Origin of the sequence: Streptomyces tropicalis (assembly GCF_029269835.1) — a bacterium.
GTDB lineage: Bacteria > Actinomycetota > Actinomycetes > Streptomycetales > Streptomycetaceae > Streptomyces > Streptomyces tropicalis.
The window spans coordinates 59,682-83,023 of the sequence record NZ_JARJBB010000011.1; the positions used below are offsets into that span (position 1 = coordinate 59,682).

Consider the following 23,342-nt stretch of genomic DNA (forward strand, 5'->3'; position numbering starts at 1 on the left):
CCGCATCGGACACCGCCGCTCCGGGGCGCCGACCGGCCAAGACCCGACCGGGTTACAGGCCGGTCCGGGACGGGCCGGTACGCGGAAACGATCCGGCCGAGGTGCCGTCAGGATCCGGCCGCGGGGCCCGCCGGGGGCGCGGTGTGCGGGGCCGCCGTCAGCCGGACAGCGGGCGCCAGCCCTGCAGCACGGCGGTGAACTGCTTCCGCGTGGTGCCCCAGTCGGCCGCGGGCGAGGACATGTAGAGCGCGTACTCGACGCCCTCGCGGCTCACGTACGTCTCCTCGACGGCGTGCCGCGGCCCGGGGAACGGGGTGTCCTTGGCCAGCGCGGTCCAGGTGTAGTCCCACAGGGAGCCGGGACGGTCCCGGTAGGTGTTGGCCTCCAGCGTCTGCCGCCGGTAGTCGACCAGCCGGTGGAGCTGCTGCTCCAGGTCGATCTGGTGGTCGTGCGGGGTGGCGAAGTCCGGCGAGGTGTCGATGGCGATGCGGAGGAAGTGCTTGCCGCCGTCGGGCGTGTAGTCGACCTGGTGGGTCGCCTTGTCGAAGACCGTGCGCTTCCAGGCACGGCCGGGGACGGCGATGCTGAAGCCCATGGGGTCGTCGCGGCGCACCCAGCCGGCCGGCAGGTTGTCCGTCGTGTCGGTGGCCCGGCCGGCACCGGAGCTCGACGAGGGCGAGGTGGGCGTCCCCGGGGTGCCGGAGCCCCCGGTGATGTCGTGCTGCCGGCTCTCGTCCCATTTCTGCAGGCCCACCGCGGTGCCGCCGCCGATGAGCGCGGCGAGGGCCACCACGAGCGCGAACGTGCGCAGCCGGCTGCGCCGGGGCGGCGCGGCGGCGGGCACGGGGACCGGGGCGGTACCGGCGGCCGTCGTCGGCTGGTACGGCGTGGTCGCGGCCGTGTCCGGCGCGGGACGGCCGTCCGCCTCCCACCGGGGGCCCGCCGGCTGTGTCGGCACGAAGGCCTGCGCGACACTCGGACGGCGTCCCTCCGCGGCCTCCGCGAGCATCTGCTCGGCCTCGGCGAGGGACGGCCGCGCGGCCGGATCCTTGCGCAGCAGCGCGGTGATGACGGGCCCGAGCGCGGCGGCGTGCCGGGGTTCGCCGGGTTCCTCGTCCACGACGGCCTGCATGGTGGTCAGCGGCGAGGTGCGGCGGAACGGGGACAGCCCCTCCACCGCGGTGTAGAGGGTGGCGCCGAGCGCCCACAGGTCGGAGGCCGGGCCGGGATCGTGGCCGCGGACCCGCTCGGGCGCCAGGTAGTCGACGGAACCGACGACCTCACCGGTGCGCGTGATGGTGGTGTCGCCCTCGATCTGCGCGATGCCGAAGTCGGTCAGCAGCACCCGGCGGTCCTGCGAGAGCAGGACGTTGCCCGGCTTGACGTCGCGGTGGAGCACTCCGGCGGTGTGCGCGGCGCGCAGGGCGCGCAGCACCCACAGGCCGATCCGGGCGGCCTCCGCCGGTTCCACCCGGCCCTGCTCCTTGACCGCGTCGGCGAGCGAGTGCCCCTCGACGAGCTCCATCACGATCCACGGGCGGCCGTCGTGCTCCAGCACGTCGTGCACGGTGACGACGGCGGAGTGGTTGATCCGGGCGGCTGCGCGTGCCTCCGCCCGGGTGCGGGCGAGGAGGACCGCCTGGTCGCTGTCGGAGACGTACAGCGCGGCGGTCAACTCCTTGATGGCGACGGCACGGTGCAGCACCTCGTCGTGCGCGCGCCACACCCGGCCCATGCCTCCGCTGCCGATGGCGTCGGCGAGCCGGTAGCGGCCCGCGAGAAGCAGGCCCTGCATCTGATTCACGTTTCCCCGCAATGGTCTTGACAGGGTCAGAGTAAGGACCGGCCCCCGGACAGGGAACCGGCGGGGTGCCAAGGAAACCGCACTGTGACGGTTGTCGCTCCCGGCCATGGCCGGGAACCGCCCCATTCAGCCCGTGAAGCGGTAGCTGGCCGACGCCTGCTCGTAGACCGCGGTGACCCGGTCCCGCTGCGTCTCCGGACCACGGACCTGCACCACGTGGTAGCGGCCGTCCTGGAGCAGGGCGAGGTTGCGCACGAACAGGTCCGTTCCGTCGGAGCCGGTCCAGGTGAACTGCCCCTCCGCCATGGTGCGTCCGCCTACCTGGATGGTCCGCATGCCGGAGGAGGTGGCCCAGCTGGAGTCGCGGTAGGCCTGCAGTTCGCTCTCCTTGTCGCGCTGATACGCCATCGGGTCGCCGCCGAACTCGGCCGAGGTGTCCCGACCGGGGACGACGACGAGCTGGAACCCGCCGTGCTCGTACACGATCTGGCCCCGGTCGTTGCGGGGTTGCCGGGACCACCCCTTGGGCACGGCCATCCGGAAGCCGGCGGGGTCCCGGCGCAGGGTGAAGCCGTCGGCGACCTCCGGAGCGGTGGTGCGGGTGTCCGCCGAACCACTCGACGGAGGAGCGCCGTTGCCCGTGCCGGATCCGGCCGGATCGGGGCGCCCGGCACCGCTCGCGCCGCCGTCCGGCGCGGCGGACGAGGCGTCGCCGGCGGCCGAGGTGCGTCCGCCTCCCGCCGCCCCGTCGTGGTCCGCCTTCGGCATGAGGAGCATCGCGTAGGCGACCACGCCGGCCAGCACGAGCAGGATCAGCAGAAGCAGGGTGCGCCCGAGGCTGCGCGGTGAACGCTCCTGCTCCCGGGCCCGCTTGTGCCGTCCGTGCGGCGCGGGCAGCCCGGCCCGCCGTCTGCGCACCAGCTCGCCGCGGCGGCGCACGACGGGCAGCCGGCTCGGGTCGGCGGGCGGGGCGGCGACGACGTGCGCGCCCGCGTCCGGCTCGGGCGCGGAGCGCACCAGCGAGCGCAGCCAGCCGCGCAGTTCCTCGAAGTCGATCCGCTCGGTGGGGTCCTGACGCAGCAGCGACTCCACGACGGGCCGCAGCGGCCCGCATTCCTCCGCGTAGGCGGGCGGTTCGGCGCACACCATCTGGACCAGCTCGGCGGTCGACTCCTCCGGGTAGGGCGCGTGGCCCTGCACCGCGCGGAAGAGCAGAGCCCCGAGGGCCCACAGGTCGGTGGCGGGGCCGATGGGCGCGGCCAGCTGCCAGTTCTCGTGCACGGGCCCGGCCTGCTCCGGCGCCCAGCGCTCGGTCACCGGCCCGACCACGGTCATCCGGGCCTGCCGGGCCCGCTCGGCGGCCAGCGCGGTGGCGGGTCCCCGCCGCGCGGCGGGGACTCCGGCCACGAGATCGCCCCAGCGGGCGGCACCCGGACCGTCGGCCTCCGGGTGCCCGGGGACGTCGCCGCCCGCCGGATGCGCGGGGGCGCCGTCGACCTCCCGATGCGCGCGGGCGGCCTCGACGAAGGGCCGGCCCGCGCCGGACGCGGCGCCGAGCGCCGGCGCCGCCTGCGCGGGGACACCACCGGGACGGCCACCGGAGTGACCACCGTACGGCGGGGGGCCGTCGACACCGTGGGGGCCGACGCTTCCACCGGGCCTCCGCACCGCGTCGACGCCGTACGGAGGCCGGGTGCCGGGCCGGCGGTCCCCGTCGGGACCGTAGGGCGACGGCACACCGGCCCGCCGGTCCTCGTCCACCCCGTACGGCGGCCGGGAGCCGGGCCGGCCGTCGATGCCCGAGCCGTACGGGACCGGGGCGCCGGGGGCGCCGTCCGTGCCGAACGGCGGGCGGGTGCCGGGCCGCGGGTCCGGTGCGGCCGGGCCGTGCTGCGGCCCTGTGGCGGCGTCGGCGGGTGGACGGGCGCCGGGGAGTGCGGGGCGGGGGCCGGGCTGCCCGGTCTCCTGCACCCGGGCGGCCGCCCGCGCGCCCGCGCGGTACGCGGCGATCGCCCCGGCCCGCGCCGCCCGGACGTCCTCACCGGTCTCCAGGGCCCGCGGCGTACCGGCCCCCGGCGAGCCGGACGCCGTGCCGGTGCCGCGCCCCGGCAGTGCACCGGTCGCCCGCGCCTCGATCGCCGCCCGCCGGGCCGCCTCGGGATCGGCCCCGCCGGGTCCGCCCGGAACGGGGTGCGTGTCCGGGCCGGGGTGCGCCTTCGGGCGGGGGCCGTCGGGACCGGGCTCGGCGGCGTCCGGCGGCTCGCCGCCGTCCCCGCCGTCCGGGTCCGGCGGCACGGGGTCGTACCCGCACAGCGCCTCCTCCGCCGCCCCGACGGCGAGGCCGGTGAGCATCACCCGGCCGTCGTCGCAGACGAGCACCGTGCGGGCGGTGATGTTGCGGTGCACCCAGCCGTGGGCGTGCAGGACGCGCAGCGCGGTGAGGACGTCGGAGGCGATCTCCGCCGCCCGGTACGGCGACAGGGGACTCCCGGCCAGCAGCGCCGCCAGCGGCCGCGCGGCGACCAGCTCGCTGACGACCCAGAGCGAGCCGCCCTCCGCGAACACGTCGAAGACCTGGTCGAGGCGGGCGTGGTCCGGGATGCGGGCCGCCGCCTGCGCGGCCTCCACCGCACGCCGGACCGACGGATCGGCCGGCCGCCGGGTCGCGGACCGCGCGGGCGGCCGGCGCGCGGCTCCGGCACGGGCGGTGAAACCGTCGGGCAGCCCGTCCGCGTCGAGTACCTCCGCCTCGACCACTTCCGGCAACGGCACCTGGCGGACCAGGACTTCCTGGCCGCTGTAGGTGTCGAACGCGCGGGACTCGGTGAGTTCGTACTCGTCGGACGGCGGCAGCGGCAGGCGGTAGCGGTCGGCGAGCACCCGGCCCGCATAGTCGTCCACGTTGCCTCCCCCGGCCCCACGGTCGGTCAGTTCCGTTCGCCATGCGACCCGTTCCCCCTGCTTACGGTCCGCAACCACTCACGATACGTGCCGGAGGCAACCCGCATTGAGGGGATGCGGCATCTCCCGCCGGAAACCGGGTCGGCTCAGCTCACGGCTTCGGTTCGAAGGTCTTCGTCAGGGTCTGCCATGTGTTCTTGCGCAGGTCGCTGTCCCAGTTCGCGGCCTTCGCGCTGTACATGAGGGCATATCCCTGATGCCCGTTGACGACGAACCCACGGTCGATGGTGCGGTACGGAGTGCCGCCGTCGGAGTAGGTGAACTCCCAGTCGGCCGTGTTCCAGCCGCGGTAGTCGACCTTCTCTATACGGATGCGCCGGTACTGCGAACGCACCATGTACCGCTCCTGGTTCGTCCAGTCCGCGACCGGGTCGCCCTTGGGCGTCGACGTCCAGGCGACCAGCAGCCGCTGCCCGTCCGGGCCCGTGAACCGGGCGCCCGCGGAGTCCGTGCTGGCGTACTTCCACCCGGCGGGCAGCCCGATCGAGAAGCCCTGGCCGCTCTTGTACGTCGAGGCGGCCCCGCCGTTCTTCCCGGATCCCCCGGCACCGGAGCCGTCCGCGCCGGAGCCGTCCGAGGAGGGGGCGCCGGAGCTCTGGCCCGCACCGCCGCCCGCGTTCGGCGCACCGGTGCCCGCACCGGTCCCGCCCCCGCCCGCGCGGGACCCGCCGCTCGGGTCCTCCTTGGTGGAGGGCCCGGCGGAGGTGTGGGCGCCGGAGGAGGTGCCCTTCCCCGCGGCCTTGCCGTCCCCGGAGTCGCCGCCGCCGAGGGTCAGGGCGAGCACCGCACCGATCACGGCGAGCGCCACGACCACCGCGACGACCACCAGCGTGCGCTTCGGCACCACGTCGGTGAGCGGAGCCCGCGCCGCGGGGCGCGGCGGCAGGTCCGGCGGCGTCATCACGGGCCAGCCCGATTTCGTGTGCCGGGTCTTCGCGTCGGCGGCGGGCGTGGCGGCCTCCTGCGAGACCGCCTCGGCGTCCGCCCCGGCACCGGGCTCCGCGGACTTCGCGCCCGCGCCCGCCGCCGCCCCGGACTTCGCCGCGCCCTCGGCCTGCTTGCCGCCGGCCGCAGCTCCCGGCTTCGCCCCGTTCCCGGCCGAGGCCCCGGACGCGGCGTCGGACGCCGCCCCGGATCCGGCGCCCTTGGCGGCTCCGGACGTGCCGGCCGCGGACGTGCCGCTCGCGGACTTGGCCCCCGAGCCCTTCCTGGTCCCGTTCTTCCCGGCGCCCGCCCCACGCGTGCCGGACGCCGCGGACCTCTTGCCCGCCGACCCGGACGCGGCGGCCCCGGACGCCCCGGAGTCCGCCGCCGAGGACGTGGAACCGTCCTCGTCGGCGTCCGAACCGGTGCCGGCGGAGCCGGACTTGGTGCGGGAGGCGGCCACCGAGCCGGCCGCACCCGCGGCCGTGGCGGCCTTGCGCACGGAGCGCAGGGCACCGCGCAGCCGCTCGGCCGCCTCCTCGCCGCGGCGCGCACCGGCGGCCGCCGAGCCGTCCCGGCCCGCGGGCCCGTCCGGCTGCGCCGGCAGCGGGACGACCTTCGTGGCGTCGACCGGCTCCGGCTCGGGGGCGCGGAGCACGGACGTGAGCATCGCGCGGGCGCCCTTGTCGTCGAGGCGCTGCTCCGGGTCCTTGGCGAGCAGGCCGTACAGCACGTCGCGGAGCGGCCCGGCGTTCTTGGGCTCCTCCAGCGGCTCGGTCATCACCGCGGTCAGGGTGGCGATCGCCGAGCCCTTGTCGTACGGAGGGACACCCTCGACGGACGCGTACAGCAGCCCGCCGAGCGACCACAGGTCGGCCGCCGGGCCCGGCTTGTGACCGCGGGCCCGCTCCGGGGAGATGTAGGAGGGCGCGCCGACGAGCATGCCGGTGGAGGTGATCGACGGGTCGCCCTCGACCTGCGCGATGCCGAAGTCGGTGAGCACGACACGGCCGTCGTCGGAGATGAGGACGTTGGACGGCTTCACGTCGCGGTGCAGGATGCCCTCGCGGTGCGCCGAGCGCAGCACGTCGAGGACGGCCAGGCCGACCTCGGCCGCGCGCCGCGGCTCCAGCACGCCGTCCTCGCGGATGACCTCGGCGAGCGACCTGCCCTCGACGAGCTCCATCACGATCCACGGGCGGTCGTCCTCGTCGACCACGTCGTAGACGGTGACCGCGCTGGTATCGCGGATCCGGGCGATCGCCTTGGCCTCGCGCAGGGTGCGCGTGATCAGGCGCCGCTTCTCCTCGTCGTCGATGTTCGTCGGGAACCGCAGCTCCTTGACGGCGACCGTCCGGCCGAGGGTCTCGTCCTCGGCGCGCCACACGGTGCCCATGCCGCCCCGGCCGAGCACGTCCCCCAACCGGTACCGCCCGGCGAGAAGACGCTCGCTGTTGTCCTGACGAGTGTCCTGACGGGATGTCCCCGCCCGCTCCGCCTCCGACATGCGTCCCCTCATGCAACCCGCCCTGACAGAGCCTCCATTGTCTCTCACCCGACAAGTGCTCAGCGCCCAGGGTGCCCCCTCGCGCGCCGTACGCCTCCCACGAACGGCGCTGCTCCCGGGCGGGGATGACGGGCCGTGACAGACGGGCACCCGCGGGTGCCGACGCTTCGGACCTTTCCGGCCATAATCCGCACCGTCCCTCCCTGCCGCTCCGATGTGCCCGCCCGGACCACTGCCGGTGCGAACCCGGACCACTCACCCGGATCGCCTTCCCGGCGGACGGTTGAACGACGAACGGGACTCGTGGAGATGGTGCGAAGAATTCGCGGTGGTTCCGCACCCTCCGGGCGAGGCTTCGGCGCATCCGCCGCACGCGACTCCCCTGCCCCACCGGCCCCGGACCCGGGCCGACACCCCCGCTCCTCCCCCCACCGCCACACGCCCCTCGCGGACCCCGCCCGGCCGCACCGCTGACGCGGCCCCGCCCAATCGCCCACCGGCCGGGCGGCGCCCGGCCCGACGCAACCCGCTCCCGCTCCCGCTACAGCTACAGCTACCGCTACAGCGGCACGATGTCCGGCGCCCCGAGGCGGGCCGCGTCGGCCGTCAGGTCGTCGGGCTGCCGCTGCGACTCCCGCTCGGCCTCGACCCGCTTCTCGTAGTGCTCGACCTCCCGCTCGATCTGGTCCTCGTCCCAGCCCAGCACCGGCGCCATCAGTTCGGCGCACTCACGGGCGCTGCGTACGCCCCGGTCGAAGGTCTCGATGGAGATGCGGGTGCGCCGGGTCAGCACGTCGTCCAGATGACGGGCGCCCTCGTGCGAGGCGGCGTGGACGATCTCGGCGCGCAGGTAGTCGTCCGCCGCCCGCAGCGGCTCGCCCAGCTTCGGGTCCTCCGCGATGAGGTCGAGGACCTCCTGCGCGGCCGAGCCGTACCGGTTGAGCAGGTGCTCCACGCGGACGACGTGGATGCCGGTCTCGGCGGCTATGCGCGCCCGCGCGTTCCACATGGCGCGGTAGCCCTCCGCGCCGAGCAGGGGCACGTCCTCGGTGACGCAGTCGGCGACCCGCATGTCGAGTCCGTGCACGGCCTCGTCCACCGCGTCCTTGGCCATGACCCGGTACGTCGTGTACTTGCCGCCCGCCACCACCACGAGCCCCGGCGCCGGGTGGGCGACGGTGTGCTCGCGCGAGAGCTTGCTCGTGGCGTCGGACTCGCCGGCCAGCAGGGGCCGCAGGCCCGCGTAGACGCCCTCGACGTCGTCGCGGGTGAGCGGTACGGCCAGGACCGAGTTCACGTGCTCCAGGAGGTAGTCGATGTCCGCGCTGGAGGCGGCGGGGTGGGCCTTGTCGAGGTCCCAGTCGGTGTCGGTGGTGCCGACGATCCAGTGCCGGCCCCAGGGGATCACGAAGAGCACGGACTTCTCGGTCCGCAGGATCAGCCCCGTCGACGAGCTGATACGGTCCCGCGGCACCACCAGGTGGATGCCCTTGGAGGCCCGCACGTGGAACTGGCCGCGCTCACCGACCATCGCCTGGGTGTCGTCGGTCCACACGCCGGTGGCGTTGACGATCTGCTTGGCGCGGATCTCGTACTCCTGGCCGCTCTCCACGTCCGTCACCCGGGCACCCACGACCCGCTCGCCCTCGCGCAGGAAACCGGTGACGCGGGCGCGGTTGGCGGCCTTCGCGCCGTACATCACCGCGGTGCGCACCAGGGCCGTCACCAGGCGGGCGTCGTCGACCTGGGCGTCGTAGTACTGCAGCGCGCCGACCAGTGCGTCCTTCTTCAGGCAGGGCGCGACCCGCAGGGCCTGACGGCGGGTCAGGTGACGGTGCACGGGCAGGCCGCGGCCGTGCCCGCGGGCCATCGACATGGCGTCGTAGAGCGCGACGCCGGATCCGGCGTAGAAGCGCTCCCAGCCCCGGTGCTGCAGCGGGTACAGGAAGGGCACCGGCTTCACCAGGTGCGGGGCGATCCGCTCCAGGAGCAGGCCGCGCTCCTTGAGGGCCTCGCGGACCAGCGCGAAGTCGAGCATCTCCAGATAGCGCAGCCCGCCGTGGATCAGCTTGCTGGACCTGCTCGACGTGCCGGACGCCCAGTCGCGGGCCTCGACGATGCCCGTGGACAGACCGCGGGTCGCGGCATCGAGGACGGTACCCGCGCCGACCACGCCCGCGCCCACGACCAGGACGTCCAGTTCCCGCTCGGCCATGTCCGCGAGGGCCTCGGCTCGCTGCACCGGCCCCAGAGTCGCTGTCCTCACTGCCGCCTCCCGCTGTAGGTCGCGCCGGCCGCACCCCGTGGGCGAAGCCCGTCCCTTCCCCATGCACCAAATTCTGACCTTGATGCCCGACTTCAGCCACCAGTCGCCCTCAGCCTGTGGACAACCGGCGCGGACTCTCCGAGAAACGCGCTGGTCAATCCCACAAAACGGTCATATTTACTCCTAGTCTGACATTGCGCTCGCTCATTCTGTCCACCGGGCTTGCGCGCCAGCCCCACCTCGGTTATTGGAAGGACGGCCCACTCCATGCCCGCAGATCTCGCCGTCATCGGACTCGGCGCACTGGGCCTTCCCCTGGCCCAGGCCGCCGTCGCCGCCGGCATCCCGACCCTCGGGTACCGGACAGGCCCCGAGGCGGGTCCCCTCAGCCCCGCCGAGCTGCGTCGCATGCACGCCAGAGGTTTCCGCACGGCCACCGGCCCGGCCGAGCTGGGCCGGGTGCGCACCGCGGTCATCTGCGCGCCGACCCCGCGGAGCGCGGACGGCGGGCTGGACCTCGGCCAGGTGGAGGCCGCCGCACGGGCGCTGGCCGAGCGGCTGCGCCCGCACACCACGGTGATCCTGGAGTCGCCGGTGCCCCCCGGCACCACGGAGGGTGTCCTGCGTCCCCTGCTGGAGGAGGGCTCGGGGCTGCGCGCGGGCCGCGACTTCCACCTCGCCTACTCGCCGAGCCGCGTCGACCCCGGCAACCGCGACGTCACCCCGGCCAACACGCCGAAGGTGATCGGCGGCCTGACCCCGGCCTGCACCGAGTCGGCCGCCGCCTTCTACGGGCGGCTCACCGACAAGGTGGTCCGCGCCCGCGGACTGCGCGAGGCGGAGACCGTCCAGCTGCTGGAGTCCAACTACCGGCACGTGAACATCGCGCTGGTCAACGAGATGGCCGTGCTCTGCCACGACCTGGGCGTCGACCTGTGGGACGTGGTGCGGTGCGCCGAGACCAAGCCCTTCGGCTTCCAGGCGTTCCGGCCCGGCCCCGGCGTCGGCGGCCACGGCCTGCCGCAGGACCTGGCCGGGCACGCGGGCTCCGGCCTGCGCATGGTGGAACTGGCCCAGCAGGTCAACAGCCGGATGCCGCGCTACGTCGTCCAGCGCGCGGCCACCCTGCTGAACGAGCACGGCAAGTCGGCCCGCGGCGCGCGCGTGCTGCTGCTCGGCGTCACCTACAAGCCGGACCTCGCCGATCTCCAGGGCACACCCGCCCGGGAGATCGCCGCGCGGCTGATGGAGCTGGGGGCGTCCGTCAGCTACCACGACCCGCACGTGCCGTCCTGGAGCGTCCTGAACCGCCCGGTGCCCCGCGCGGACGCCCTCTACGAGGCGGTCGCCGACGCGGACCTGACCGTCCTGCTCCAGCAGCACCGCACCTACGACCTCCAGGGCCTGTCCGTGAAGGCCCAACTCCTCCTGGACACCCGCGGCGCCGCCCCGACGGGGGCGGCGCACCGGTTGTGAGCACGGGCATGCACGCCGAAGGGCCCGGTCACCCGCGTGTGCGGACGGCCGGGCCCTGTCCGCCCCAGGGGGCGGTGGATCAGCGGCGGTGCTGGGAGTCCGCGACCGTGACCTCGACCCGCTGGAACTCCTTGAGCTCGCTGTAGCCGGTGGTGGCCATGGCGCGGCGGAGGGCGCCGAAGAGGTTCATGGAGCCGTCGGGGGTGTGCGACGGGCCCGTGAGAACCTCCTCCAGGGTGCCGACCGTGCCGAGGTCGACCTTCTGGCCGCGGGGCAGTTCGTCGTTGACCGCCTCCATGCCCCAGTGGTGGCCCTTGCCGGGGGCGTCCGTGGCGCGGGCGAGCGGGGAGCCCATCATCACCGCGTCGGCGCCGCAGGCGATCGCCTTGGGCAGGTCGCCGGACCAGCCGACGCCGCCGTCGGCGATCACGTGCACGTACCGGCCGCCGGACTCGTCCATGTAGTCGCGGCGTGCGGCGGCCACGTCGGCCACGGCGGTGGCCATCGGGACCTGGATGCCCAGCACGTTGCGCGTGGTGTGCGCGGCGCCGCCGCCGAAGCCGACCAGGACGCCGGCCGCGCCGGTGCGCATCAGGTGCAGGGCCGCGGTGTAGGTGGCGCAGCCGCCGACGATCACCGGGACGTCCAGCTCGTAGATGAACTGCTTCAGGTTCAGCGGCTCGTGCGAGGACGAGACGTGCTCCGCGGACACGGTGGTGCCGCGGATGACGAAGATGTCGACGCCCGCGTCCACGACGGCCTTGGAGAACTGGGCCGTGCGCTGCGGGGAGAGCGCGGCGGCGGTGACCACGCCCGCGTCGCGCACCTCCTTGATGCGCGCGCCGATCAGCTCCTCCTTGATGGGAGCCGCGTAGATCTCCTGCAGACGGCGGGTCGCGGCCTCGGCCGGCAGCTCGGTGATCTCGTCGAGCAGCGGCTGCGGGTCCTCGTGGCGCGTCCACAGGCCCTCGAGGTTCAGCACTCCGAGGCCGCCCAGCTCGCCGATCCGGATGGCGGTGGCCGGGGAGACGACGGAGTCCATGGGGGCGGCGAGGAAGGGCAGCTCGAAGCGGTAGGCGTCGATCTGCCAGGCGATCGAGACCTCCTTCGGGTCCCGCGTACGGCGGCTGGGGACGACGGCGATGTCGTCGAAGGCGTACGCCCGGCGGCCGCGCTTGCCGCGCCCGATCTCGATCTCAGTCACGTCTGTGGCCTTTCCCTCTGCGTTTCAGCGTCTTCCAGTATCGCCGACGGGCACGACAGGGGCGGCCCGGGAGTCCCGCCGGGCCGCCCCTGTCGTGCCTCACGCGCGCGTGAGGATCACTTGCTGCTGTAGTTCGGTGCCTCGACCGTCATCTGGATGTCGTGCGGGTGGCTCTCCTTGAGTCCCGCGGAGGTGATCCGCACGAAGCGGCCCTTCGACTCCATCTCGTCGACGGCGGCGGCGCCCACGTAGCCCATGGTCTGGCGCAGGCCGCCGACGAGCTGGTGCAGGACGTTGGCCAGCGGGCCGCGGTAGGGCACCTGGCCCTCGATGCCCTCGGGCACGAGCTTGTCGTCGGCGGCCACCTCCGCCTGGAAGTAGCGGTCCTTCGAGTACGACTTGCCCTGGCCGCGGGACTGCATGGCGCCCAGCGAGCCCATGCCCCGGTACGACTTGAACTGCTTGCCGTTGATGAACTGCAGCTCGCCCGGCGACTCCTCGCAGCCCGCCAGCAGGCTGCCCAGCATCACCGCGTCGGCACCGGCGGCGAGCGCCTTGCCGATGTCGCCGGAATACTGGAGGCCGCCGTCGCCGATCAGCGGGATGCCGGCCGGGCGGGCGGCGAGGGACGCCTCGTAGATGGCGGTGACCTGCGGGACGCCGATGCCGGCGACCACACGCGTGGTGCAGATCGAGCCGGGCCCGACGCCGACCTTGATGCCGTCCACACCGGCGTCGATCAGCGCCTGGGCGCCGTCGCGGGTGGCGACGTTGCCGCCGATCACGTCGACGCGCACGCTCGACTTGATCTTCGCCATCCAGCTCAGGGCGTTGCTGTTGTGGCCGTGCGAGGTGTCGACGACCAGGAAGTCCACACCGGCCTCGGCGAGCGCCTGGGCGCGCTCCAGCGCCTCGGGGCTGGCGCCCACGGCGGCGCCGACGAGCAGCCGGCCCTCGGCGTCCTTGGCGGCCCGGGGGTACTGCTCGGCCTTGACGAAGTCCTTGACCGTGATGAGGCCCTTGAGGACGCCCGCCTCGTCGACCAGGGGAAGCTTCTCGATCTTGTGGCGGCGCAGCAGCTCCATGGCGTCGCTGCCGGAGATGCCGACGTGCCCGGTCACCAGCGGCATCGGGGTCATGACCTCGCGCACGGGGCGGGAGCGGTCGGACTCGAAGGCCATGTCGCGGTTGGTGACGATGCCGAGCAGCTTCTTGCCGCCGTCGGTGACCGGGACGCCGCTGATGCGGAACTTGGCGCACAGGGCGTCGGCCTCGGCCAGCGTCGCGTCGGGGTGCACCGTGATCGGGTCGGTGACCATGCCGGACTCGGAGCGCTTCACGAGGTCGACCTGGTTGACCTGGTCCTCGACGGAGAGGTTCCGGTGCAGCACGCCGACGCCGCCCTGGCGGGCCATCGCGATCGCCATGCGGGACTCGGTGACCTTGTCCATCGCGGCCGACAGCAGCGGGATGTTCACCCGGACGTTGCGCGAGATGCGCGACGAGGTGTCGACCGCGTTGGGGAGCACCTCGGATGCGCCCGGCAGCAGCAGTACGTCGTCGTAGGTCAGCCCGAGTGTCGCGAATTTGGCGGGCACTCCGTCGACGTTGGCAGTCATGACACCTTCCCCACATGGCCTTGATCGGTGCGGATGTCCATGCTAACGGGAAGCGCGGCTGGCTCATTCCACGGTCCGAGGGGATGTACAGCTTCGTACGTTCGTACGGAGGGAGGCGGGGGGCCGTTCACGGAGGTCCCCCGCAGGGTCATGGGCCGCCGGTGGCGTGGGTGTTGCCCCGTGCGGGCCCGCGGGTCACTGCTCCGCCAGCGCCCGCAGCCGGCTCAGCGCACGGTGCTGGGCGACCCGGACCGCGCCCGGTGACATTCCCAACATCTGACCCGTCTCCTCCGCCGTCAGGCCGACGGCGATGCGCAGCAGCAGGAGCTCGCGCTGGTTCTCCGGCAGGTTGGCCAGGAGTTTCTTGGCCCATTCGGCGTCGCTGCTGAGCAGCGCACGCTCCTCCGGGCCGAGGGAGTCGTCGGGCCGCTCGGGCATCTCGTCGGACGGGACGGCGGTGAGCCCGGGGTGCCGCATCGCCGCCCGCTGCAGGTCGGCGACCTTGTGGGAGGCGATGGCGAAGACGAAGGCCTCGAAGGGGCGGCCGGTGTCGCGGTAGCGCGGCAGGGCGAGCAGGACGGCGACGCAGACCTCCTGCGCGAGGTCCTCGACGAAGTGGCGCGCGTCGCCCGGGAGCCGGGACAGACGGGTGCGGCAGTAGCGCAGGGCGAGCGGGTGCACCCGGGCCAGCAGGTCGTGCGTGGCCTGCTCGTCCCCGTCGACGGCGCGGTGGACGAGTGCGCCGATCTGCCCTTGGGCACGTGCCGCCTCGTCGTCGCGCATCGGTCCATGGTGCCTTGGCGCCGAAGGCTCGGCGGCACCGCCTCCGTGGTTGTGCACCGAAGCGTTATGAGCAGGTGCGCCGGAACTCATCCCCTGCGCCCTCCCCTTCCGCTCGACCGACTCGTCCCCGAGGAACTCCACATCCTCAAGGATGCGGCATCCGCCGCGAAACGAGCAGCGGACGTCCGGCGGGGCACAGCGCCACCGGCGCCCGCCCCGCACCGGACGGCGGCCGCGCCGGCCGTCCGGACCGCGCGGCCGTCTCGCCCCGCAGGCCGGTACACGGTACGCCGCACGCACCGCCACGACCGTAGGGCGGCCGGACGTCCCCCACGCCTCCACTGACGCGTGGGGGTGCCGCCGGCCGCGTGCTCCACCCCGGGGCCGGGGTGCTCCTCAGCGGACCAGGCCCCAGCGGAATCCGAGCGCCACCGCGTGCGCGCGGTCCGAGGCGCCGAGCTTCTTGAAGAGCCGGCGGGCGTGCGTCTTCACGGTGTCCTCGGAGAGGAACAGCTCACGGCCGATCTCCGCGTTGGACCGGCCATGGCTCATGCCCTCGAGCACCTGGATCTCGCGCGCGGTGAGCGTGGGCGCGGCGCCCATCTCGGCGGAGCGCAGCCGGCGCGGGGCGAGCCGCCAGGTGGGGTCGGCCAAGGCCTGTGTCACCGTGGCGCGCAGCTCCGCGCGGGAGGCGTCCTTGTGCAGATAGCCGCGGGCGCCGGCGGCGACGGCGAGCGCCACCCCGTCGAGGTCCTCGGCGACGGTGAGCATGATGATGCGCGCACCGGGGTCCGCCGAGAGCAGACGCCGCACGGTCTCGACGCCGCCCAGACCGGGCATGCGCACGTCCATCAGGATGAGATCCGAGCGGTCGGCGCCCCAGCGGCGGAGGACTTCCTCGCCGTTGGCCGCCGTCGTCACGCGCTCGACGCCGGGCACGGTAGCGACCGCGCGACGGAGCGCCTCTCGGGCAAGCGGGGAGTCGTCGCAGACGAGGACGGATGTCATGGCCGCCCTCCGCAGCTGATGCGCGTCACCTTGAGCCTCCAGGCTGGTACGAAATCGTCACCTGTGCGGTCGAGCGCCTCGGACGCCTGCCCGAGCACTTTTGTTTTCAACCGCCTCCGCACTCTCAACGACGGTCACTCGAAAGAGTTACGGGGCTGTGTGCCATCTTCGGCACTCTACGTGAGGAAGCGGACACGGTGCAGACATGCCCGCCAGGCTCTCAACTTTTCATCACAAGCAATGCCCCATTCGGCCGCTTTTCTTCCCGTTTCACGGTGTCTGGAGCTAGATTCGCAATGAGTCATATTTTCATCTCCTTAGATTGGAGATGTACGGTCGTTGGCACCGTATCCGCCACGAATGGCTACAAGGGGTCACGTAATGGCAGATTTCTCGCGCCTCCCCGGTCCGAACGCGGACCTGTGGGACTGGCAGCTGCTGGCGGCCTGCCGCGGGGTCGACAGCTCGCTCTTCTTCCATCCGGAGGGCGAGCGCGGTGCGGCTCGGAGCGCTCGGGAGAACTCGGCCAAGGAGGTCTGTATGAGGTGCCCGGTCCGTGCGGAGTGCGCGGCGCACGCCTTGGCGGTGCGCGAGCCGTACGGCGTGTGGGGCGGGCTCACGGAGGACGAGCGCGAAGAGCTCATGGGGCGGGCCAGGAACCGGCTGGTAACGGCGTCGTCCGGCAGCGCCGACGGCGCATCGAACAACTGAAGGAACGTTTCTGCATCAGCAGGGCACGCGCAGGCGTGCCCTTGTGGTTCCGGGACGGCGCACCGCGTGCGGGTGTGACCGCGCCCCGGCTTTCGTGTGCCCGCGCACGCCCCGCCGGTCCGTCGGGGGCCTGAGCGCACCCCACCGGCCTTCCGCAGGACGGCGCACCCCACCGGTCTCCGCCTCCACCGCCGCGCGCCCCGCCGGTCGTCCTTCTGCCGCCGCGCGCCCCACCGGTCGTCCCGCCGCCGACGCGAGCCCCACCGGTCACCCCTCCGCCGACCCGCACCCCGCCGGTCACCCCTCCGCCGACCCGCACCCCGCCGGTCACCCCTCCACCGACCCGCACCCCGCCGGCCCTCCGGGGCTACGCGCGCCCCGCCGTTCTCCCCGCAGCCCGTGCGCGGCCTGCCGGCCGACGCCTCACGCGGGACGGAGGCCCGGGTCCGCGGTTCCGCGGGCCGCCGCGCGCGTCAGCTCGTCCAGGGTCGCCGCCACCGCCGGCACCTGGGCCAGGTCGGGCAGGGTCAGCGCGACGATCTCCCGCCGCACCTCCGGCTCCAGCGCCACGATGCGCGCCCCGCGCGGGCGGACGGACTCGATCGCCAGCTGGGGCAGGACGGCGACGCCGAGTCCGGCGCCCACCAGGCCGACCACCGCCGGGTAGTCGTCGGTCGCGAAGTCGATCCGGGGGGTGAAGCCGGCACCGGCGCACGCCTCCACGAGCTGGCCCCGGCAGCGCGGGCAGCCCGCGATCCACGGCTCGCCGGCCAGCTCGCCGAGCGCGACCGTCCCGGCGCGGGCGAGGCGGTGCCGCTCGGGCACCAGCGCCACCAGCCGGTCGGCCAGGAGCGGCCGGACGACGAGGTCGTCCCACTCCCCGGCGCCCGCGGCCCCCTCGTAGCGGAAGGCGAGGGCCACGTCGCAGTCGCCCTCGCGGAGCAGCTCGACCGAGCGCGGCGGCTCGGCCTCCTCCAGGGAGACGCGGGTGCCCGGGTGCGCGGCGCGGAGCGCGGCCAGCGCGGTGGGCACCAGGGTGGAGCTGCCGCTCGGGAAGGAGACCAGCCGGACCCGCCCGGCGCGCAGCCCCGCGATGGCGGCGACCTCCTCCTCGGCGGCCGTGAGCCCGGCGAGGATCCCGCCGGCATGGCGGACGAGGGCCTCGCCCGCCTGGGTCAGCCGCATCTCCCGGCCGCTGCGCACGAGCAGCGGGGTGCCGACGGCGGACTCCAGGGCCTTCATCTGCTGGCTGACGGCGGGCTGGGTGCAGCCCAGTTCGCGCCCGGCCGCGGAGAAGGATCCGGTGGTGGCCACGGCGCGCAGCACCCGGAGATGACGAGCCTCTATCACTCTGTGAGCATAAGCGATCCTTGGGTGCGGACGCCGGATGGCTGTCGCCGCTTTGGGCCGCTCGCCTACCGTGGCGCCATGAAGCTTCTGTCAGTGAATCTGGGCCGCCCGCGGGCCGTGCCGTACACCGACCAGCCGGAGGGCGTGACCGGCATCGACAAGCGGCCGGTGGAGGGCCCGGTGCGGGTGGCGGCGCCGGGGCCGAAGGGGACGGGTGCGAGCGGGCTCGCCGGCGACGCGGTCTGCGACCTGCGGCACCACGGCGGCGACGACCAGGCGGTGTACGCGGTGGCCCGTGAGGACCTGGACGACTGGGAGCGCACACTCGGCCGCACCCTGGCCGACGGCGCCTTCGGCGAGAACCTGACCACGGCGGGCCTGGACGTGTCCGGCGCGCGGATAGGCGAGCGCTGGCGCATCGGGGCGGGCGTCGTGCTGGAGGTCACCAGCGGGCGGATCCCGTGCCGGACCTTCCAGGGGCACCTGGGCGAGGGGGGCTGGGTCCGGCGGTTCACGCAGAAGGGGGCGCCGGGCGCGTACCTGCGGGTGGTCGAGGCCGGGGAGATCCGGGCGGGCGACCCGGTCGAGATCGTGCACCGGCCCGACCACGGCGTGACCGTCGCCCTGCAGTTCCGGGCCGTCACCACCGAGCGCACCCTGCTGCCGCGCCTGCTCGCCGCCGGCCCGGCCCTGCACCCGGCGTCGCTCGCGGCGGCCCGCACGTACCTCGATGCACACGGAGGGTGAGCAGGCGTCAACAGCGTGACGGGCGACGGCGGCTGAACGGGCGTCATCGTGCGCCCTCCGCCCGGGCCGGCGGGTGTGCACCGGCGGGCACCGGCCCGCTCCGCACTCCGCCCCACCGATCGGGGGCCTGTACGGAGATCGGACCCACCGCCCGGCCCACTAATCTTTCGCCATGACAACGGCTCTGATTACGGGATCGACCGCGGGGATCGGCGCCGCGTTCGCGCGGCGACTGGCGGCTGACGGGCACAACCTCGTGCTGGTGGCACGGGACACCAAGCGTCTGACCGAGCAGGCGACCGAACTGCACGACCGGCACGGCATCGAGGCGGAGGTGCTGACGGCGGACCTGGCGACCGACGCGGGCATCGAGTCGGTCGCCCGGCGCCTGGGCGACCGCAAGAACCCCGTCGACCTGCTGATCAACAACGCCGGCTTCGGCAACAAGGGCCGCTACCTCGACGTGTCGATGGACGACGAGCTGCGGATGCTCAAGGTCCACATCGAGGCGGTGCTGCGTCTGACGTCGGCGGCGACCGACGCGATGCGCGAGCGGGGACGCGGCGGTGTGGTCAACGTGGCGTCGGTGGCGGCCTTCGTGCCGCGCGGCACGTACGGCGCGTCGAAGGCGTGGGTCGTGCAGTTCACGCAGGGCGCGGCCCGGGACCTCGCCGGGACGGGCGTGCGCCTGATGGCGCTGTGCCCCGGCTTCGTGCGCACCGAGTTCCACGAGCGCGCCGGGATGGGCACGGACAGCATCCCGAACTGGATGTGGCTGGACGCGGACAAGCTGGTCGCGGCCGCCCTGGCCGACCTGGCCCGAGGCCGGACCCTCTCGGTCCCGGACCCCCGCTACAAGGCGCTGATGGGTCTGGTGAAGGTGACCCCCCGCGGTCTGCTCGGCGGAGTCACCTCGAGGACGGGACGGAAGTACGGGCCGCAGTGACCCGCCGGTCCGTGCTCCCGGCACGGAGGTGACGGCGGCGCCCCGGTGGGAAAATGGTCGTGCTCACTACCGGGACCCAGGGGGGCCGGAGGCGACGCCATGACCTTCGTACAGCTCATCGAGTGCAGGACGAGCCGGATCGACGAGATGAATCGGCTGATGGACACCTGGGTCGAGCAGACCCGGGGGAAGAGGACGGCGACGCACACGGTGGTCGGCAAGGACCGCTCGGACGCGTCGCACATCGTGGAGCTGGTGGAGTTCCCGTCGTACGAGGAGGCGATGCGGAACTCGCGGCTTCCGGAGACCGACCGGATCTTCCGGGACATGCTCGCGCTGTGCGACGGGGCGCCCGTGTTCACCGACCTCGACGTGGTGCGGGACGAGCCGCTGTGCGCGGCCACCGCGCGGAGGCTGTTCGAGACGCTGGCCGCGCCGGGCGAGCTTCCCGCGATGAACGACCTGCTCGCCGAGGACTGCCACAGCCACGACCCGGTGAACCCGCAGGACACCATCGGCCTCGACGCCCTGCGGCGCGAGTTCGACATGTGGCGGGGCGCCTTCGACTTCGCCTTCACGGTCGATGACCTGATCGCCCAGGGCGACCGGGCCTGCGCGCGCTGGACCTGGAACGCCGTGCACACGGGCGACTTCCTGGGCATCGCGCCCACCGGGAAGCAGGTCACCATGTCCGGGACGACCCTGTTCCGCTTCGGTGAGGACGGGAAGATCGCCGAGCTCTGGTGGCAGCACGACCAATTGGGCCTGATGGCGCAGCTCGGGGCGCTGGACGCGCTGGAGGGCTGACCCTGGAGGGCCGACCTGCCGGATCGCTTCGGCGAGTCAGGGCTGCCGCAGCCCGGGGTCGAGGCGAGGCGACGGCGCGGGTGGCCGCGGCACTGATCGCCGCGCCGTTCCCGCTCGGCCGGGAGCGAGTGGGAGCGGCGGCCGCGTACCGCGGCCCGCCGGGACGGAGATCGCTCCGATGCACGGGTCAGCCCAAGGAGCGCTTCATCTGCTACCCCGGCACCTCCCCCGAGGCAGACGGCTCCCTGCTGCTCGGCTGGGCCGGCTGGAACCACAGCGACCCGGCCGACGCCCTCGTCAGCCTGATCCGCGACCGCGTCGAGACCGACGGATGGGCCAAGGAAGACCCGCGCTTCGTTCCGCTCCTTGCCGGTCTGCGCGAGGTGATGCCCTGGGTCCACCAGTGGTACGGCGAGTACGACGAGGAGTCGGAGGGCAACCCCGCCGAGGAGTTCCAAGCCGCCCTCGGCTCGGGCCGCGCCGAGCGGGAGCCGTCCGAGTCCGACCTCGTCAACCGGCGGGCGCCCCGAGAAGAAGACTCGCGGCCGCCAGAAGAAGAGCGAGTGCCCCTGCCAGCAGGCGCGAGTGAGGGGCGGCAGGGAGCGAAACGGCTCCTTACCGCCCCTCGTGCGCATCAACCGCGTACGGCCAGGCTCACGAACGCCGTCCACCTCGCGGCGGAGACGTTGAGTACCGCCCCGCCCGGCCGCTTCGAGTCGCGCACGTACACGAGAGGGCCGGCGGTGGCGACCTCGACGCACTGACCACCATCGCCTGCGCTGTAGCTGCTTTTCACCCAGGTCAGCTCGGCTGCCTGATCGTCGTTGGCGTTCACAACTCTCCCAAGAGCTTCTCGATCCAGGCCAGCGACTCCCTGGGGGTCATGGCTTGCGCTCGGAGGACTCCGTAGGTGGACTCGAACCCTTGGACCTTCGCTGGCTCCGTGTGCAGGGTGCTGTTGCTCTGCACCTCCGTGTACGCCATCCTCCGTCGTCCCCGCGTGAGGATCAATGTGAACGGTCCCGCGACTCCGGCATGTTCGTCGCGGTCGGTCGGCATCACTTGGAGTTCCACGTTGCGCTCATGCCCGATCAGCAGCAGGTGTTCCAACTGGGCACGCATGACATCAGTCCCACCGAGCGGCCTGCGCAGCGCGTTCTCTTCGATGACGAAGCTCAGCAACGGCTTGGGGCGTCGCGCCAGCACCTTCTGGCGATCCAACCGTGCCGACAACCGTTGCTCGATGATCTCGGCATCCAGTAAAGGTCGCCACATGCCGAAGACGGCTCGGGCGTACTCCTCGCATTGCAGAAGCCCGTTGACGAGGTGGGCGTCATAAGCGTGCAGCTCGGCCGCATCGGCCTCCAGAGCCGCGAACTCGCGGAAGAACCCCGGATACCGAGCCTTCGCCACCTCCCCCTTCATGGCCGCGAGCACCCCCCGCGCCCCCGTCTCCCGATCCACCGCCTCCACCAGTTCCGGCCTCGGGATCCGCCGCCCCTGCTCCACCGCCGCGATCTGCGCCTCGCCGTAACCGACCCGCTCGCCCAACTGCGCCTGCGTCAGCCCGGCAGCCTCTCGAAACAACTTGACCTGGCGGCCGAAGCAGCGCAGGAACTCCCCGTTCGAGTCCCCTTCCGCACCCACACCCACACCCGCGCCCGAATCCGCGCCCGACTCCACCCCTCGCCCCTTCGGCTCCCGCGTCACCCGGCCGTACGCCGACCCAACCAGTTCACGTGATCGCAGACTAGAAAGAGAGAGCGTCAACCAAGCTCAGAGCAGGACAAGTTGCGTCGTACGAGTGAACGCCCCACGCGAAGGCTTTCTTCACTCAACGCGTACGCGCGCACTTTCCGTGCGGTACGGTCACCCCGACAACACGTCTTCCGCGCGCCTCGCCGGGCGCACACGAAGACGGCCCCCGCAACGGCTGCAACCGTCCGCGAGGGCCTTGACCACCAGTGGAAGTAAGGGCTCCCACAGTGATTTACCGGCACCATATCGCGCCCCCGCGCGCCTTCACCCAGTTCTCGCACGACCTCATCCGGCACCCACGGCTGTCCTCCGACGCCTCCTTTTCACGCTCGTCTGGATTGCCGTACTCATCGGAGTGAACAAGCTGCTCGCCGGGACCGATTGGGCTCAATACGTGGCCACATTCGTTCTGGCCGGCGCCTACGCACTGCTGATAGACAAAGCGAACAAGCGCACTGTCCGGGGCGGCCAGAATTAGGGGATCGTTTTCACACGGTCTTGGCCGCATCAGAAGTAATGCGAATGGCCCGCCGCTTCACAGGAGGCGGCGGTGCCGGAGAGACCGAAGCCGCGCCGTCCCGGGCCGGGTTCGCCGACGGCGGCCGGTGCGGGACTCCCGGCCGACTCCCGTCCGCCCGGCCGGGCACCCCGACAAGCCCTACGCGCCCGCGCCCCACCCCGACAGACCGCGCGCGTAGGGGCTGCGGACCTGGTGACGGCCCGACGCGCCGCGAGATCTTCGGTCCATGACGACCTCCCCCGACCGGCAGCGCCCGCCGCTGCGCCCGGCCGCCGACCAGCCGGTCCTCACCCTCCGTTTCACCGCGTCCCCGCGCGGCGCCCGGCTCGCCCGCAGACTCGCCTCACAGCAGATGGACACCTGGGGATGGCCCTACGGCACGCCGGTCCACGACGCCGTGGAACTGGTCGTCGCCGAGCTGGCCGCGAACGCCGTCACCCACGGCCTCGTACCCGGCCGGGACGCCGAGCTGAGGCTCAGCGCGGAGGCGGGGCACGTGCGCGTCGAAGTGAGCGACGCCCGGGGGGAGCGCCTGCCGACGCCGCACGAAGCCGAGGGCGACGATGAGAGCGGCCGGGGACTTCTCCTCGTCGCGTCCCTCGCCAGGGATTGGGGTGCGGTCCCACGGCCGGGCGCCCCCGGCAAGACCGTCTGGGCCGTCGTGCCCGCCGGGTGCCCGGCAGGGCGCACCTACGGGATGAGGATCACGGCCGACGAGCCGCAGCCGATGAGCTGACCGGGCCGAGCCAGGGAATGGGGCCGACCTGACCGGCGGCGGTGACGTGCGGTCCGCCCCGGCCCGAGCCGCGCTGCTCAGTAGTGGCCCTCGCCGCTCGGCCGGCCGACGAGGCCGGTGCCGGTGCGGAGCTCGGGGAGAAGGTGCGGTTCCTGGTGCGCGAGGGCGGCTGAGGCGCGCTTCGAGCGACGCCCTGTCGCACGCCGAGGCCCGGC

At 73.5% G+C, this 23,342-nt stretch carries 17 protein-coding genes and 1 pseudogene; 7 read left to right on the top strand and 11 right to left on the bottom strand.

All coding sequences use genetic code 11. The features are described 5' to 3' along the window. Positions 1-157: 157 nt before the first annotated feature. The 4 genes from P3H78_RS21210 to P3H78_RS21225 all read right to left on the bottom strand — a co-directional run bounded on the left by P3H78_RS21210 (position 158) and on the right by P3H78_RS21225 (position 9,462). A complete protein-coding gene (locus P3H78_RS21210) occupies positions 158-1,795 on the bottom strand; it encodes a serine/threonine-protein kinase (protein ID WP_276110674.1) in 1,638 nt (545 codons plus the stop codon). A gap of 135 nt (positions 1,796-1,930) precedes the next feature. Further along, a complete protein-coding gene (locus P3H78_RS21215) occupies positions 1,931-4,705 on the bottom strand; it encodes a serine/threonine kinase C-terminal domain-containing protein (RefSeq protein WP_276110675.1) in 2,775 nt (924 codons plus the stop codon). A gap of 151 nt (positions 4,706-4,856) precedes the next feature. Next, positions 4,857-7,196, bottom strand: a complete 2,340-nt coding sequence (locus P3H78_RS21220; protein WP_276110676.1) for a serine/threonine-protein kinase — start codon at positions 7,194-7,196, stop codon at positions 4,857-4,859. 559 nt (positions 7,197-7,755) lie between these two features. Continuing rightward, positions 7,756-9,462: a glycerol-3-phosphate dehydrogenase/oxidase gene (locus P3H78_RS21225; protein ID WP_276110677.1), complete on the bottom strand. Its 1,707-nt coding sequence runs from the start codon at positions 9,460-9,462 to the stop codon at positions 7,756-7,758. A gap of 267 nt (positions 9,463-9,729) precedes the next feature. On the opposite strand from P3H78_RS21225, the gene P3H78_RS21230 reads away from it, so the two are divergent. Next, positions 9,730-10,938: a nucleotide sugar dehydrogenase gene (locus P3H78_RS21230; RefSeq protein ID WP_276110678.1), complete on the top strand. Its 1,209-nt coding sequence runs from the start codon at positions 9,730-9,732 to the stop codon at positions 10,936-10,938. 79 nt (positions 10,939-11,017) lie between these two features. Here P3H78_RS21230 and P3H78_RS21235 read toward each other — a convergent pair whose 3' ends face one another. From P3H78_RS21235 to P3H78_RS21250, 4 genes are all read right to left on the bottom strand, one after another. Beyond that, on the bottom strand, positions 11,018-12,142 hold the full coding sequence (locus P3H78_RS21235; RefSeq protein WP_276110679.1) for a GuaB3 family IMP dehydrogenase-related protein: 1,125 nt from the start codon (positions 12,140-12,142) through the stop codon (positions 11,018-11,020). Positions 12,143-12,258: 116 nt separating this feature from the next. Beyond that, on the bottom strand, positions 12,259-13,761 hold the full coding sequence (guaB, locus tag P3H78_RS21240) for an IMP dehydrogenase (protein WP_276110680.1): 1,503 nt from the start codon (positions 13,759-13,761) through the stop codon (positions 12,259-12,261). Positions 13,762-13,956: 195 nt separating this feature from the next. Beyond that, positions 13,957-14,544: a sigma-70 family RNA polymerase sigma factor gene (locus P3H78_RS21245; protein ID WP_276110681.1), complete on the bottom strand. Its 588-nt coding sequence runs from the start codon at positions 14,542-14,544 to the stop codon at positions 13,957-13,959. Positions 14,545-14,940: 396 nt separating this feature from the next. Beyond that, positions 14,941-15,552, bottom strand: coding sequence for a response regulator transcription factor (locus P3H78_RS21250; protein ID WP_003948568.1), 612 nt, complete (start codon positions 15,550-15,552; stop codon positions 14,941-14,943). 381 nt (positions 15,553-15,933) lie between these two features. On the opposite strand from P3H78_RS21250, the gene P3H78_RS21255 reads away from it, so the two are divergent. Next, a complete protein-coding gene (locus tag P3H78_RS21255; RefSeq protein WP_276110682.1) occupies positions 15,934-16,263 on the top strand; it encodes a WhiB family transcriptional regulator in 330 nt (109 codons plus the stop codon). 423 nt (positions 16,264-16,686) lie between these two features. Here the strand turns inward: P3H78_RS21255 and P3H78_RS21260 are convergent, their stop codons facing one another. Then, on the bottom strand, positions 16,687-17,613 hold the full coding sequence (locus P3H78_RS21260; protein WP_276110683.1) for a LysR family transcriptional regulator: 927 nt from the start codon (positions 17,611-17,613) through the stop codon (positions 16,687-16,689). Between the two features lie 78 nt (positions 17,614-17,691). Between P3H78_RS21260 and P3H78_RS21265 the strand changes: the two genes are divergently transcribed. From P3H78_RS21265 to P3H78_RS33570, 4 genes are all read left to right on the top strand, one after another. Further along, positions 17,692-18,360: an MOSC domain-containing protein gene (locus P3H78_RS21265; RefSeq protein ID WP_276110684.1), complete on the top strand. Its 669-nt coding sequence runs from the start codon at positions 17,692-17,694 to the stop codon at positions 18,358-18,360. 172 nt (positions 18,361-18,532) lie between these two features. Then, entirely contained in the window at positions 18,533-19,306 is a 774-nt protein-coding gene (locus P3H78_RS21270; protein WP_276110685.1) for an SDR family NAD(P)-dependent oxidoreductase, read from the top strand. 99 nt (positions 19,307-19,405) lie between these two features. Further along, positions 19,406-20,113, top strand: coding sequence for an ester cyclase (locus P3H78_RS21275; RefSeq protein WP_276110686.1), 708 nt, complete (start codon positions 19,406-19,408; stop codon positions 20,111-20,113). Positions 20,114-20,241: 128 nt separating this feature from the next. Continuing rightward, the gene (locus P3H78_RS33570) at positions 20,242-20,877 is read left to right on the top strand and encodes a DUF7008 domain-containing protein (protein WP_438828012.1); all 636 of its coding nucleotides are present in this window, start codon (positions 20,242-20,244) and stop codon (positions 20,875-20,877) included. On the opposite strand, the pseudogene P3H78_RS33575 reads toward P3H78_RS33570, so the two are convergent. Both P3H78_RS33575 and P3H78_RS21285 read right to left on the bottom strand, forming a co-directional pair. Next, positions 20,826-20,948, bottom strand: a pseudogene (locus P3H78_RS33575) (DUF397 domain-containing protein); the annotation flags it as partial. The gene P3H78_RS33570 and the pseudogene P3H78_RS33575 overlap by 52 nt on opposite strands. After that, a complete protein-coding gene (locus tag P3H78_RS21285) occupies positions 20,945-21,796 on the bottom strand; it encodes a helix-turn-helix domain-containing protein (protein WP_438828007.1) in 852 nt (283 codons plus the stop codon). The gene P3H78_RS21285 and the pseudogene P3H78_RS33575, both read right to left, overlap by 4 nt. Before the next feature lie 821 nt (positions 21,797-22,617). Here P3H78_RS21285 and P3H78_RS21290 point away from each other — a divergent pair. Next, the gene (locus tag P3H78_RS21290) at positions 22,618-23,127 is read left to right on the top strand and encodes an ATP-binding protein (protein WP_276110688.1); all 510 of its coding nucleotides are present in this window, start codon (positions 22,618-22,620) and stop codon (positions 23,125-23,127) included. Positions 23,128-23,342 lie beyond the last annotated feature (215 nt).

Excerpts from the sequence above, each read along its gene's own strand:
- P3H78_RS21210 (WP_276110674.1), bottom strand. The coding sequence starts at position 1,795 with ATGCAGGGCCTGCTTCTCGCGGGCCGCTACCGGCTCGCCGACGCCATC.
- guaB (WP_276110680.1), bottom strand. The coding sequence starts at position 13,761 with ATGACTGCCAACGTCGACGGAGTGCCCGCCAAATTCGCGACACTCGGG.
- P3H78_RS21250 (WP_003948568.1), bottom strand. The coding sequence starts at position 15,552 with ATGACATCCGTCCTCGTCTGCGACGACTCCCCGCTTGCCCGAGAGGCG.
- P3H78_RS21270 (WP_276110685.1), top strand. The coding sequence starts at position 18,533 with ATGACAACGGCTCTGATTACGGGATCGACCGCGGGGATCGGCGCCGCG.
- P3H78_RS21255 (WP_276110682.1), top strand. The coding sequence starts at position 15,934 with ATGGCAGATTTCTCGCGCCTCCCCGGTCCGAACGCGGACCTGTGGGAC.
- P3H78_RS21290 (WP_276110688.1), top strand. The coding sequence starts at position 22,618 with ATGACGACCTCCCCCGACCGGCAGCGCCCGCCGCTGCGCCCGGCCGCC.
- P3H78_RS21265 (WP_276110684.1), top strand. The coding sequence starts at position 17,692 with ATGAAGCTTCTGTCAGTGAATCTGGGCCGCCCGCGGGCCGTGCCGTAC.
- P3H78_RS21220 (WP_276110676.1), bottom strand. The coding sequence starts at position 7,196 with ATGTCGGAGGCGGAGCGGGCGGGGACATCCCGTCAGGACACTCGTCAG.
- P3H78_RS21275 (WP_276110686.1), top strand. The coding sequence starts at position 19,406 with ATGACCTTCGTACAGCTCATCGAGTGCAGGACGAGCCGGATCGACGAG.
- P3H78_RS21245 (WP_276110681.1), bottom strand. The coding sequence starts at position 14,544 with ATGCGCGACGACGAGGCGGCACGTGCCCAAGGGCAGATCGGCGCACTC.
- P3H78_RS21230 (WP_276110678.1), top strand. The coding sequence starts at position 9,730 with ATGCCCGCAGATCTCGCCGTCATCGGACTCGGCGCACTGGGCCTTCCC.